This is a genomic window from Rufibacter glacialis (assembly GCF_008271745.1).
GTDB classification, from domain to species: Bacteria; Bacteroidota; Bacteroidia; order Cytophagales; family Hymenobacteraceae; genus Nibribacter; species Nibribacter glacialis.
This window is the reverse complement of record NZ_VKKZ01000021.1, coordinates 127,775-141,342: the sequence shown is the minus strand read 5'-3', so window position 1 is coordinate 141,342 and position 13,568 is coordinate 127,775. Positions and strand designations below refer to the sequence as shown.

General features: G+C 52.9%; 9 protein-coding genes. 4 read left to right on the top strand and 5 right to left on the bottom strand.

Annotated elements, in window-relative coordinates; genetic code table 11:
- Positions 1–48 precede the first annotated feature (48 nt).
- Entirely contained in the window at positions 49–1,716 is a 1,668-nt protein-coding gene (gene ettA / locus FOE74_RS12270; RefSeq protein WP_149098916.1) for an energy-dependent translational throttle protein EttA, read from the top strand.
- A gap of 1,017 nt (positions 1,717–2,733) precedes the next feature.
- Here the strand turns inward: ettA and FOE74_RS12265 are convergent.
- The gene (locus FOE74_RS12265) at positions 2,734–3,252 is read right to left on the bottom strand and encodes a transposase (protein ID WP_149098915.1); all 519 of its coding nucleotides are present in this window, start codon (positions 3,250–3,252) and stop codon (positions 2,734–2,736) included.
- Positions 3,253–3,748: 496 nt separating this feature from the next.
- Here FOE74_RS12265 and FOE74_RS12260 point away from each other — a divergent pair, with 496 nt between their 5' ends.
- Positions 3,749–4,807: a proline iminopeptidase-family hydrolase gene (locus tag FOE74_RS12260; protein ID WP_149098914.1), complete on the top strand. Its 1,059-nt coding sequence runs from the start codon at positions 3,749–3,751 to the stop codon at positions 4,805–4,807.
- A gap of 148 nt (positions 4,808–4,955) precedes the next feature.
- Here FOE74_RS12260 and FOE74_RS12255 read toward each other — a convergent pair whose 3' ends face one another.
- Positions 4,956–5,609: a hypothetical protein gene (locus FOE74_RS12255; RefSeq protein ID WP_149098913.1), complete on the bottom strand. Its 654-nt coding sequence runs from the start codon at positions 5,607–5,609 to the stop codon at positions 4,956–4,958.
- 825 nt (positions 5,610–6,434) lie between these two features.
- On the opposite strand from FOE74_RS12255, the gene FOE74_RS12250 reads away from it, so the two are divergent.
- Complete coding sequence (locus FOE74_RS12250; protein WP_225840796.1) at positions 6,435–7,103, top strand: DUF4136 domain-containing protein; 669 nt, start codon at positions 6,435–6,437, stop codon at positions 7,101–7,103.
- Between the two features lie 148 nt (positions 7,104–7,251).
- Here the strand turns inward: FOE74_RS12250 and fabF are convergent, their stop codons facing one another.
- Positions 7,252–8,496 (bottom strand): beta-ketoacyl-ACP synthase II, encoded by a 1,245-nt coding sequence (gene fabF, locus FOE74_RS12245; protein WP_149098911.1) that lies wholly within the window; start codon positions 8,494–8,496, stop codon positions 7,252–7,254.
- 280 nt (positions 8,497–8,776) lie between these two features.
- Between fabF and FOE74_RS12240 the strand changes: the two genes are divergently transcribed.
- On the top strand, positions 8,777–9,598 hold the full coding sequence (locus FOE74_RS12240) for an alpha/beta hydrolase family protein (protein ID WP_188686741.1): 822 nt from the start codon (positions 8,777–8,779) through the stop codon (positions 9,596–9,598).
- Positions 9,599–9,908: 310 nt separating this feature from the next.
- Here the strand turns inward: FOE74_RS12240 and FOE74_RS12235 are convergent, their stop codons facing one another.
- Both FOE74_RS12235 and FOE74_RS12230 read right to left on the bottom strand, forming a co-directional pair.
- Positions 9,909–10,616, bottom strand: a complete 708-nt coding sequence (locus tag FOE74_RS12235; RefSeq protein WP_149098909.1) for a YceI family protein — start codon at positions 10,614–10,616, stop codon at positions 9,909–9,911.
- 331 nt (positions 10,617–10,947) lie between these two features.
- Complete coding sequence (locus FOE74_RS12230; RefSeq protein ID WP_225840795.1) at positions 10,948–13,482, bottom strand: M1 family metallopeptidase; 2,535 nt, start codon at positions 13,480–13,482, stop codon at positions 10,948–10,950.
- Between the last annotated feature and the right edge of the window lie 86 nt (positions 13,483–13,568).

Below are 13,568 nucleotides of genomic sequence, written 5' to 3'. Positions count from 1 at the left end.
CCTAAACGTTTTCTAGCCAGTATTCGCACTGAATCAATACCATACACTATGAGCAACGAAACCATCATCTTCTCCATGGCGGGGGTGAACAAGATTTACCCACCGCAGAAACAGGTTCTCAAGAACATTTACCTTTCTTTCTTCTACGGCGCCAAGATTGGCGTGCTGGGTCTCAACGGCTCTGGTAAATCCTCGCTGTTGAAGGTGATTGCCGGCGTAGACAAGCAATTCCAGGGCGAGGTGGCCTTTTCGCCGGGTTACTCTGTAGGCTACCTGGAGCAGGAGCCGCAGCTGGACCCCGCCAAAACCGTGATGGAGATTGTGCAGGAAGGCGTGGCCGAGACTGTGGCCCTTTTAAAGGAGTTTGACGAGATCAACGAAGCCTTCGCAGATGAGAACGCGGACTTTGACAAACTGATGGCCCGCCAGGGCGAGGTGCAGGAGAAACTGGACCACCTGGGTGCCTGGGATTTGGACAGCAAGCTGGAGCGCGCCATGGACGCCCTGCGCACCCCGCCCGGGGAAGCCGTGATTGGCAACCTCTCTGGGGGTGAGAAACGCCGCGTGGCCCTGTGCCGCCTGTTGTTGCAAGAGCCCGATGTTCTTTTGCTGGATGAGCCTACCAACCACTTGGATGCTGAGTCTGTGCTGTGGCTGGAGCAACACTTGCAGCAGTACAAAGGCACCGTGATCGCCGTAACCCACGACAGGTACTTCCTAGACAAAGTAGCCGGCTGGATTCTGGAACTGGATCGTGGCGAAGGCATTCCTTGGAAAGGAAACTACACCAGCTGGCTGGAGCAGAAAGCCGAGCGTTTAGCCAAAGAAGAGAAAACCGAGAGCAAGCGCCAGAAGACCCTGCAACGCGAGTTGGAGTGGGCCCGCATGAGCCCGAAAGCCCGCCAGGCCAAATCCAAAGCCCGTTTAGGCAACTACGAGAAAATGGCCTCTGAGGAAGCCAAAGAGAAAGAGCAGAAACTGGAGCTCTTCATCCCAGACGGACCCCGTTTAGGAAATGTGGTGATTGAGGCCGAGGGGCTGAGCAAAGCCTTCGGCGATAAACTGCTGTTTGAAGACCTTTCGTTCACGCTGCCACCCGCCGGTATCGTGGGTATCATCGGGCCGAACGGCGCGGGTAAGTCTACCTTGTTCCGTCTCATCACCGGTCGTGAAGCCGCTGATGCCGGAAACATCACCGTAGGCCCTACCGTGGAAACCGCCTACGTAGACCAGCAGCACGAGAGTCTGGACCCGAACAAATCTGTGTTTGAGACCATCTCCGGCGGTACCGAAACCATGCTGTTGGCTGGCCGCCAGGTGAATGCCCGCGCCTACGTGAGCAAATTCAACTTCACCGGCGGCGACCAGGAGAAGAAAGTAGGGGTATTGTCTGGGGGAGAGCGGAATCGCGTGCACCTGGCCATGACCCTGAAGCAAGGCGCCAACCTGCTCCTGCTGGATGAGCCTACCAACGACCTGGACGTGAACGCAATCCGGGCCCTGGAAGACGCGCTGGAGAACTTCGCCGGTTGCGCCGTGGTGATCAGCCACGACCGCTGGTTCCTGGATAGAATTGCCACGCACATCCTGGCCTTTGAAGGCGACTCACAGGTAGTTTGGTTTGAAGGAAACTTCTCTGACTACGAAGAAGCCAAGAAGAAACGCCTGGGTGACGTAGAGCCGAAACGTATCCGTTACAAAAAGCTGATGAACTAGGTTTGTTTTACAGCTGATTTCATGAAAAGAGCCCGGGAACGTATGTTTCCGGGCTCTTTTTGGTTTCTGGGGGAAGTTTGAACCGCAGTAGTGCTTGTTGGTGATAACACCAACAAGGGTTAGAAAACACATGGATAAAGTATTGCAGTTGTTTTATCCTTTTATGAAACGTTTATAAGCTTTGGAGTAAATATAAATTCCGTATTATTTCTATAATAACTCATTAATCTAACCATATGTAAAATGGTATATTCAAGTTTCATAATTTTGATAATATCTTATGTTGCTGATTGTCAGGGTTTTGTTATGTGGATAACTGCTGTGAGAAAATTGGATAAATTCGGCTTCACAGGCAAGGAGACAAGTAGTATTTGTATCTATATTTGAGTCAACTAATCTTCTTAGTATGACGTGACTAGAAAAGCTAAAAGAAAAAGCACCGGAGAGGCTCCGGTGCCCAATGGAAATTCCAAGTGGATGATTGCAGTCTTTGCACTTGGAGCTCTTGAAAGTATAGTAACCCACCTTGACAGCATTATTACAAAGCTGCTACAATGGTTTTATTAATGAATGGGTGTCCTCTTGGGACACCTTTTTCATTTATACCTCGCAAGTATAACTTATAAAGTTGGAAATACATTCGATATCATCTTAAGAAATCCTCCTGTCAAAGCTCTGTTTTTACTACTCCTCCGGCTCTGCTAAAAAATATGTGCGGAAAGAAAAACAGGTGAGTTATATACTCCTTGGGCCGCAGATGTCCTTGTTGGTGATAACACCAACAAGGAGAAAGGGAGAAGGGGAAAGCTGAGCATATCTTCATTGATCCTTTTCCTGGAACAGGCGGATTGTTGATGCTTTGTTAAATCTATTACGAAATTTTTTTTTGATATTTCGCCGCCTTTATCGCCGCCGTTGTTGGTGTTCTCACCAACAACCAAATCTACGGTTCTCTAGTCGGGATAGTGGATATTCGCCGTTGTCGGTGTTCTCACCAACAACCATAACTACGGCTCCCTACTCAAGATAATGGGTTAGAAAACCGAAGTCATCCTTGTTCTCCAAATAAAACCTAGCCGAGGAGTAATAGTAGTTCTCCGGCAGTTCAGCCAGTTTCCATTTCTCCTGCACCGGGTTTTGGTGGATGTACTCCAGCTTCTGCTCTGTCACGGCAACGGAGTAGCAGTGAATAGACAAAGGATTCCGCTCCCAAATCTGATATTGCCGGTCCTTCGCCTCCACCCGAAACCGCTCCAAGGCTTCAGGGTGGTTCTTTGCCAAGTCAAATTTCAACTGTTGTCCGGTGAACTTCAGGAAATCCCGCTGCAAGTCTTGGCGCCGGTGTGGTTCCTCCATCTTCCAGAGCAAGTGCAGGTGGTTGGGCATAATTGCAAAACCATACACTTTTACTCGCTTCTCCCTCACCAGAAACTGGAGGCTGTCCAGGATAATATTCTTGTACTTGTCAGGTTTCAACAAGTGCTTCCACTCCAGGATAGTGGCTGTAAAGAAGGTGATATGCTGGTGTTCCTCCATTGATGGTTTGTTGTACCGAAGCGATAACTGAATTGTTGGTGATAACACCAACAATGGCGCGATTGAGCAGTTTAAAGAATGTGGATTGTCACATAGTGATCTTACGTTAAAATAAATACGATATTGAGGCACTAAACAGGACGAGCGAGCCTGAGTTCTTCCCATAGATCTAAGGAGCGACTATCCTGAAAAAGATTGCTAATCCAAGGGTTGCCTTATCTATTACCCTTCGCCCTTGTTGGTGTTATCACCAACAAGCACCAGGGCAGGCGGAATAGCCCACCTGTTCTTGCCCTGATTCCTTAAAAATGGCTCCATAACCACCAGTTACACGGTAATCATTCTCTTAAGTAGGCAGCCAAAGAAAAAGAAGCAGTTCGCTTTAGGGGTATCCAAATTAGTCTATATCTTAATACAGCAAAAAGATATTAGCGGCGGGGCATAGATACAGTTTATCTACAGCCAAGGCGTCTCTCATCCAACTAACCACCTACCCATGACCAGACTTCTGCAAAGCACCTGCCTGCTGCTTCTTTCCCTTCTGTTTTCCTGCTCAAACCAGAAAAACACCGCAGAAACAGCCGCCGCTCCCACCAGCGACTACTTTGCCAATCCAGAACAAGGCGTGCAGGACGGCGGGGTGAAGATGGTGCCCATTCAAACCCCTAAGGGCACATTCAACGTCTGGACGAAGCGCGTGGGCAACAACCCCAAGATGAAGCTGATGTTGCTCAACGGCGGTCCTGGGGCCACGCATGAGTATTTTGAGTGCCTGGAAAACTTCCTGCCTGCTGAGGGCATTGAGTTCATCTACTATGACCAACTGGGCTGCGGCAACTCAGACAACCCCCAGGACACTACCATGTGGAGCCTTCCCCGCTACGTAGAGGAAGTGGAGCAGGTGCGCAAGGCGCTGAACCTGGGACCGGAGAACTTCTATCTGTTAGGGCATTCTTGGGGCGGCATTCTGGCCATGGAGTACGCCCTCAAATACCAGCAAAACATGAAAGGCCTCATTATCTCCAACATGATGGCCAGCGCCATTGACTACGGCAAGTACGCCGATGAAGTCCTGGCCAAGCAGATGGACCCGCAGGTGCTGGCCCAGGTAAGGGACATTGAGGCCCGCAAAGATTTCCAGAACCCCAAATACATGGAGTTGCTCATGCCGCACTTCTATGCCAAACACGTGTTGCGCCTGCCCCTGGAGGAATGGCCCGAACCGGTAAACCGCTCCTTCGCAAAAATGAACCAGTCTTTCTACGTGACCATGCAAGGCCCCAGCGAGTTCGGGATCTCCGGCAAGCTGGAGAAATGGGACCGCAAAGCCGATCTGAAAAACATCACTGTGCCCACCCTGTCTATAGGAGCACAGTTTGACACCATGGACCCCAAACACATGGAATGGATGGCTACCCAAGTACAGAATGGCTCCTATCTGTATTGCCCCAAAGGCAGCCACATGGCCTTCTATGATGACCAGTCCACCTACATGAAAGGCCTGGTCACCTTTATGAAAGGCGTAAACGACGGGGAAAAAGAAGTGAAGCTGTAACAACGGATATGCGCGCTTCAGGAGGAAGCAAGGTGAGGCTATAGGCGGCCTCCTCTGTTCTTTTTACGCCTGGTTTCAAAGACGGACCCCAGAAATGTAGTGGATGGGGGCTTTCTGGTGTTGGGGTAAGGCAGAGCCGGCCGGCCCTTTAGTCAGAAACGACTTTGGCTTCTGTCCGGGTGCTGCTATGGGCAGTTGGGGCAGGGTACTCTTCTGCTTTATGGGCCGATTTGAGAGGGTTGTAGGGATACAGTACCATCAAACTGAAAAGAGTGGTAGCTCCCATTTCTAAGAGTTCGGCCCTTTTTCCGGATGGGCAGAGACTCATCGCTGCAAAGAGCAAAACCATGGAAACCACCTGGTATAGACGCGGCACAGGAACGGACCATCTGTTGACGAGCGTTCTGATAGTCTCACTTTTCCGGTAGAGGGTGGGGAAAACCAACAGGTAAAAGGCGATCATGACGGTTAATACCTGGGAGAAAATAACCTTGTTGATCTTTACGCCCCTTACTACCAGGTTGTGCAGGTTCGTTTCTCCCTGGGCATTGTGTTGTTGGAAGAAGTCAGAACTTTCCCTTTGGAAAATGCGCTGCCCCCAGCTGATTTCTTCCCCCATCACAAAAAAGGACAGGGAAACAATCAACAAACTGCTAATAGAGAATCGGGGAGAAAAAGGCATTCTGATTCTAGTCAGGAAAAAGCCAATCACCACCACCAGTGGAAGAATGGTGAGCCATTCAATAAAGCCATCTTCCCTGGTATACACCTCCTCAAACCAGGTTTTGTCAACGTATGCCATGAGTATACCCAAGCCCACAAAAACAAACGTATGACCCAGACCTAATTTCTCTGGTAGGGAAAGAGTGGATGTAGACTTGGTAGTATATAAAGGAGCCATGGTACATTGGGTAGAGACTCTGGCGTAAACGCAAGCCTGTTTTGTATTGCTGAGCTATTTCTGGGTACGACGGACGTAGAGCACACCTGACGGGCTGCTGGCGAAGGGTAGATAAAATTATAATTTAGAAAGTGGGAAAAGCGTGGATGAAAGCTTAGATCCAACTACATATCCTGCCACAACCGCAGGTAGCTTTTCCTCCCTTCAAAAGCGGGTGAAAAACCAGAGGTGCCTTGTTTGTCTAATTTAATAATCTTCCACTAAATGCAAATAGAGGAGGGATGAATTGCTTCTGCCTGAGGAGCAAAAAAACAGCAATCACCGGGAAGCCGTGCTTCCATTTCAGCCCTATCAGGTTCTTACATGGTTTATCTGCCCTAAAAGTTAGCAGAGCGACCACTTTGACCGGAGGCTTCAATCTGGACAAAGGCAGCTCTTTGTCCCGGAATAAAGAGAGAACTGGCGGCGGTGGAAGCAGTAGGAAGCGGCTATTTAAGGCCTCTTTCACTGGTGCACCGGCTCCGCTTGCGCTCGTCCTCCTTTCTTGGAAAGCGCTTAAAGTACCAAGGAGGCTTTTAAGATAAACCTGAGCTATCCCGTTTATAACCATTCAAAGGAGGGTGGCCGAAGGTTGAAAAAGACTAGGCAATACCTCCGTTCAGGAGACGTCCATATTGATTTTTCCTTCGTTACAAGAAAGACGGATATAAAAATAACAGTATGGGTATGAAGACTTTAAAACGATTTCTTGCCGGACTGGTGTCTCCAGTGGCAGGAGCATGGATGGGGGCGGCGCTATTGGTAGCCGGATGTGCTTCGTCCACCCAAATCACCGGTACCTGGAAAAGCCCTGAAGCGGCTACCACTTCTTTCAACCGCATTGTGGTGACGGCCCTCACGGACAATGTGGTGGCGCGGCAAACCATTGAAGCGCATTTGCAGACCCAATTGCAGCAACGCGGGGTAACTGCAGTCAAGAGCATTGACATGCAACCTCCGGGCCTCATCCAAAACAACCAAAGCAACCCTGACGCCATTCTGGAAAAAATCAGAGGTGACGGGCATAACGCTATCTTAACTGTGGCGGTGGTAGACAAAGACACCGAGACGCGGTACGTGCCGGGGACTACCATGTACGCCCCCATGTCGCGTTTTGGCTGGTACGGTAGCTTTAGGGGATATTACGGGTACATGGCCCCTACGCTTTATAACCCTGGCTATTACACGCAAGACAAAGTCTATTTCCTGGAAACCAACCTGTATGATGCTGCCTCTGACCGATTGCTGTGGTCTGCTCAGTCAGAGTCTTACAGCCCTTCAAGCCTGCAGGACTTCTCAGAGAAATTCGCGGAGCTGACCGTAACCCGTATGCAGGAGGAAAACCTGATCAAATAAAGGCCTCAAAAAGACCTTATCCGGAAACCCATCCCGGGTGGCCCGCTATATTAAATGCACTAGGTTTTTCTGGTGCCTACTATGTAAAAACAGCCTGGAAACGCACGTTTCCAGGCTGTTTTTACATTATCCTGGGGTAGCCCAAGCCTTAGTCTTTGAACTTCTTGAAAATAGCCGTGGCAATGTGGCCGCCAAACCCAAAGGTGTTGCTCATGGCGTAATGCACTTCCTTGGAGACCGCCTGGCCCAAGGTGAGGTTGAATTTTTGGGCCAGCTCCGGCTCAGGCTCGGTCACGTTGATGGTGGGCGGTACCATGTTTTCCTGCACCGCCTTCACGCACGCAATGGCCTCAATGGCCCCCGCCGCGCCCAGCAAATGGCCCGTCATGGATTTGGTGGCGCTCAGGTGAAGAGCCGAATTCGCCCCAAACACGCGTTCTACGGCTACCAGCTCACTGGCGTCTCCAATAGAGGTGGAGGTGGCGTGGCAGTTCAGGTAATCAATGGCGGCCGGAGGAATATTGGCTTCTTCCAGGGCCTCGATCATGCCTAGATAAGCGCCTTCGCCTTGCGGGTGGGTGCCGGTGAGGTGATAGGCATCAGCGGCCATGCCGCCGCCCACTACCTCGGCCAGGATCACGGCATTGCGCGCTTTGGCACTTTCGTAGCTTTCCAGAATGAGCGCCCCGGCGCCTTCGCCCATCAAAAAGCCGTCGCGTTTTACGTCAAAGGGGCGGCAGGCAATGGCGGGGTTCTCATTGAACGTAGACAGGGCCTTCAAAGCCCCGAAGCCGCCTATACCCGCCTCGGTGATAGAGGCCTCAGAGCCCCCGGTGATGATCATATCGGCTTTGCCCCATTTGATGTGGTTGAAGGCTTCAATAATGGCGGTGTTGGAACTGGCGCAGGCAGAGACCGGCGCAAAATTCACGCCGCGCAGCCCGTACTTCATGGAGATCACGCCCGCAGCGATGTCCACGATCATCTTAGGGATGAGGTAGGGGTTGAAGCGCGGGGTGCCATCGCCAGAGGAGAATTCCACTACCTGGTCCTGGAACGTGCCAATGCCACCGTGCCCGGTGCCCCAGATCACACCAATGCGGTTGCGGTTCAGGTTCTCAAAGGTGATGTTGGCCATCTGTACGGCTTCCTCCACGGCAATGAGGGCGTATTGGGTGTAGAGGTCGTTTTTGCGGGCCTCGGTCTTGGGCATGAAGTCCAGGGGGTTGAAATCCTTGAGTTCGCAGGCAAAGCGGGTCTTGAACTTGGAGGCGTCAAACCGGGTGATGGGGCCAGCGCCGCTCTCCCCGTTGAGCAAGGCCTGCCAGTAAGCGGGAACCGTTTTTCCGATGGGGGTCAAGGCGCCCAGGCCTGTGATGACTACGCGTTTCATTGCTTGTTTTTTAGAATGGGGTGGTAAACGGTGGGCAAGCCTTGGTTGCTGGCCTTGCCCAATCCGGTGTCTTCTCCCTAAAAAGCGGAAAGAAGAGGCAAGATACTGGTTCAAAAATGAAAAGCCTCCCGTACCTTTCTTCTTCCAACCGTAGATGCCCGTTTTGGGGCTGTTTTTTAGAATCTGGCCGTTTTTTATGAAGTTCTTTTTCTCTGTTCTGCTGTATTGTCTTTTTTGTAGTGCTGGTGGCCTCCAGGCCCAAACCGTACCTGCCCCACCCATGACCTGGCAAGACCTGGTGCAGCAACCCATGCCCGCGCCGGGCGTGCGGCTGGCTTACGGACCAGATTCGCTGCAGTTTGGCGAACTGCGGGTGCCCGAGGGGAAAGGGCCGTTCCCGGTGGTGGTGCTCATCCATGGCGGGTGCTGGCTCTCGCAGTACAATTACCGGTACATGAACTACGCAAGCGCGGCCCTGGCCAAGGCAGGATTTGCCACCTGGAACATTGAGTTCCGGCGGGTGGGCAACCCGGGGGGCGGCTACCCCGGCACCTTCTTGGACGTAGCCCAGGCCGTTGACCACGTGCGCGTGCTGGCCCGACAGTACCCGGTTAAGGCCAAGGAGGTGGTGCTGATGGGCCACTCCGCGGGCGGGCACCTGGCCCTGTGGGCGGCCGGCCGCTCAGAATTGCCCCGCAGCAGTGCCTTGTACACCAAGAAGCCCTTGAAAGTCAAAGGCGTGGTGGCCCTGGCCGGCATCCCAGACCTCACCACCTACAGCACCCAGAAAGGAAGCTGCAACGCCGCCGTGGAAAAGCTGTTGGGTGGTCTGCCAACTGCTATGCCTCACCGCTACGCGGAAGCAACCCCATCGCCAGCTTTGGCCTTGAAAACACCCGTAAGGATGGTGCAAGGTGGCAAGGACCCCATTGTGCCAGTGAGTCAGGCGCAGAATTTTGTGAATCATTCCTCTTCCAGAAACAACAAGGCAAAAGTGGTGCTGTTGCCCGAGGCAGGACACTTTGATCTGGTGGCACCTACGTCGCCGGTTTGGCCTACCATTGAACAGGCGGTGAAGGAGTTACTGGTAAAACGGAAGTAATGGAGTGCCTTAGGTAATGTAGTTCCTGAGACGCTTGCCTCACTGAAGTTGAAAACTTCAGGTCATTTTAGTTCCAAGTTGAAAACTTGAACCAGCACACATTTTGTCATCCTGGAAGGATCTTGTGGGCAAGCTAGAAAGTCACTTGGTTTGCGTGACGGCCGTTCGTCACCAAAACCCTTCCAAGAAGATAGGGTACAAGAATGGACCATCATTTTTGTCTTGTACCTCTATACTGTTTCAGGCCTATTAATGCAAAAGAGCCCGAAAACGCTGGTTTTCGGGCTCTTTCTGTGGAAGATTGCTTAGGTTACTGGGCTGAGGCCGTGGCGGTGCCGGTTGGCTTCTTCGCTTCCAGGTCCAGTTCAATGTTCACGGTCTCTGAGATGAACTGGTCACCCAGGGTTTTGTCATTGCCATAGTTCATCTGCCACTGGCGGCGGTCAATGTTGAAGTTGGCTTCGGCCTCCAGTGCGTTATCATCCAGTTCAATACGGGCCGGGAAGGTGATGTTCTTGGTCACGCCTTTCAGGGTGAAGTTCCCGCTGACGCTGAAGTTGGCGCCTTCTACCAGCGAGGTGTCCTTTCCGTCAGATTTGTAGGGTTCCACCTTGGTGATCTCAAACGTGGCCGTCCCAAATTTCTCGGCATCAAAGAAGTCGCCGCTCAACAAGTGGGGCTTCAGCTTGGTCTGGAACATTTCTCCCTGTTCTTTCATGGAAAGGGATCTGATGTTGATGGTGAACTCACCACCGGTGATCTGGTTATTGGCCACGGCCACCGTGCCCGAAGACAGTTTGAACGTACCCGGGTGGTTCTTGCCCACGCCATTGCCGGTGAACTCTACCACCGAGGCCGCCGTGTCTACCACAAAGGTTTGCCCGGTGGCACTGGCGGTGGATTTTTCATCGGTGATGGTGGCCTGGTCACCTTCTTTGGGAGCCTGGTTGCAGGAAGCTAGTGCCAACCCGGCCACTAAGGCCAGGCCGGCGGTTCTGAGGGTGAATGATTTTTTCATAGTCGTAATTGGATTTTTTGTAAAGGAACAGGTTGTTAAACCACCTGTTCTCTGTACCTTTTTCAACGAAGAACCTCCGTATTTGTTCTAGTTGCCTGAAATAGTACGGCCAGCGCTTCCAGAAAACCTGACCAAGAAATCGGCCCAGAGAGACCCTAGCCAACGCCCCTTTCCCTGTCTTTCTTGAGAGAAGCTGAGTTGCAGCCGGTAAAAGCCAAAGAGACATGAGGTGTGACGAGTCCGCAAATCCAAACAGGAAAATACGTCTACTGAAACACCTGTCTGTAATGGGCAAAGCCTTAGCAAACTGAGAACAGAGTGGTCTCTTGGGTTACTTACCCGACTGTACCAACTTCTCGGCCCTGAACACCCCATCGGCGGCCTGCAGGATCTTCCCTTTCAGCTTGGGGTTGTAGGCTGGGTGCGCCTGCAGAAAAGCCCGTACCGTTTGGGCGGCTCCCGCGCTCTGGTAAGACCCAAACGTAACCGACAGCCACGACGCGGGGAAAAAGATGTCGCCGGTGCGCTGAATTTCCTCCAGCAGGTTCAGGCTTTCAGGCAGGTATTTCTCTGAGGTAGCCGCCCGCAGCGGGTGGTGCAGATAGCCCAACGCCGCCAAAACCCAAGACTCCACCTCCCGGTTTTCCTCTTTCTTCAAAGAGGCGAAAAAGGCATCCCGTTCCTGCACTTGCCCAGAAAGCGCAGGCAGCATGAACTGGAGGCGTTTCTTGCGGTCTGGGTTAGGTATGCGTGCCATCTGGCGGGCCAATATCTGCGGGCTGTTCTGGTAGTCGCGCACCGCCAAAGCCAGCGCCAGGGAGGTATAGTCGTCTTCAGAGAGTTTCACGCCGGCCGGGGCCTGTTCCTGGTCCCAGATCTGGTACAGGCGGTTTTGCGCGGCGGCACTCAGGGCAATGCTCTGGTAGGTTTTGAACAGCAGTTTTTTCACGTTGCCCGAGGTGGCTTTCTCCAGGGCGGCCCAGAGTTCCTGTTCCAGTTGCGGGGCCAGGGCGGGCCGTTGGGTGGCGGGCAGGAACCGCCAAAAAATATCACTGAGCTGGCCCGTGAGCAGTTTCACGTTCAGCTCCTCGGTTTCTTTGGAAAGGCCGCTGCGGTAGAAATCCAGCAGTTGGCGGGGCGTGACGCTGCGGCCGTTCTGCAGGTTCTCATACAGGTTGATGTACGCCGAGGCCCGGGCCACCGGGTTCTTGAGGCTGTACAGTCCGGTAAGCATCTGGGCATCTACCGGGAACACGCCGTAGCCTTGGCCCGTCACGTCAAAAAGCACGAACAGCGGCTTCTCTTGGCCCACGGCTTCCGGCAAGGTGACTTCGGCCTCATTCATGTTCACCGTCAGTTCCTGAATGCGGTTTGGGTACACCAGGGCCAGCTCAAAGAACTGCGGCCAAAACCGGGCAGAACCGTCTTCGCCTTTCTGCCGGATGGTCAGGTTGGAAATCTTACCGCCTTGGGTTTGCAACGTGTACTCAAACTGCGGACGCCCCGGCTCGTTCACCCACACCTGGTTCCAGGCCTGCAAATCGGCGGGAGTGAGGTCGTCCAGAATTTGGATAAGGTCAGGCCAGGTGGCGTTGCCGAAGGCGTATTTCTTCAGGTACTGTTGCAAACCTTTCCGGAACGCTTCTTCGCCCATGAGCCGCTCCAGTTGGCGCATCATGACCGGGGCCTTGTGGTAGATGATGTTGCCGTACATAGAACCGGCATCCTGCAGGTTGTCCAGTTCCTGACGGATGGGATTGGCCCCGGCCGTGCGGTCTACGCCATAAGCGGCGGGCAAATGGTCTACCACAAACTTGAGGTCGAAGTTGGAGTTGGGTACGGCCACCTGCGTGATCTTGTCGGCCATGAAATTGGCGAAAACCTCTTTCATCCAGACGTCATTGAACCACTCCATGGTCACCAGGTCGCCAAACCACATGTGCGCCGTCTCGTGCGAGATCAGGCTGGAGCGGGAGATTTTCTGGTCCTGGGTGGCGCCTTCGTCCAGGAACAGGGTAGAGGCCTTGTACTGGATAGCCCCCACGTGCTCCATGCCACCGTACTGGAAATCGGGGATCGCCACAAAATCGAACTTCTGGAACGGGTAGTTGATGCCGGTGTACGCCTCCATGAACTGCAGCGCATCGCGGTGGATCTGGAAAATGGGCGACAGGCTTTGCTGGAGTTTCTCCTTGTCGGTCTCGCGGTGCAGGAAATGCATGGTTCGGCCGTTGGCGGTCTGGGCCAAGTGGTCAAATTTGCCGGCCGCAAACGAGAACAGGTACGTGGGAATGAGGTCTGATTTCTGGTAACGGTACGTTTTCTGCCCGGCACTTAGCACCGAGTCCTGCAGCGGGGCGTTGGCCAAGGCTTTCCACTCCTGCGGCAGCGTGAGCGCGAGCGTGAAGGTGGCTTTGAGGCTAGGCTGGTCAAAACAGGGGAAAACGGTGCGGGCGCGGTCGGGTACCAGCAGCGTGTACAGGAAATCCTGCTGCCGGTTCAACGACAGGTTACCCGCCGTGGACGTTATCTCCACCTGGTTCTCGCCTTTTCTCAGGTGCCGGGCCGGCAGGATCAGGTGCTCCTGGGTGTGCGCAATGGGCACTATTACCCCGTTTACTTTCACCTGCTTGAGCTTGTCAGAGGTTTCCTTGAAGTCAAGCTGTACCGGCTGCCCTTTCTCTTTCAGCTCAAAAGTAATGACCTCAGAAGCCTGTATGGGAGCCTCTTTCTGGGCCGGAATAGTCAGGTGCAGGTCATAGTTGATCTGGCTTAGTTGCTGGAGCCGGAAATCAGCCAACAATTTGGAGACCCCAGGCACTACCGGCACCACCGGGCTGCTGCTGGAAGGCGAAGCGTGCTTCATACAGGAAACCGCCGTTAAAAAGGAAAAGAAAAGGAGGCCTTTCTGCCAAGACCGGATCTGCTGATTTTTCATGCTACCTTAAAAGT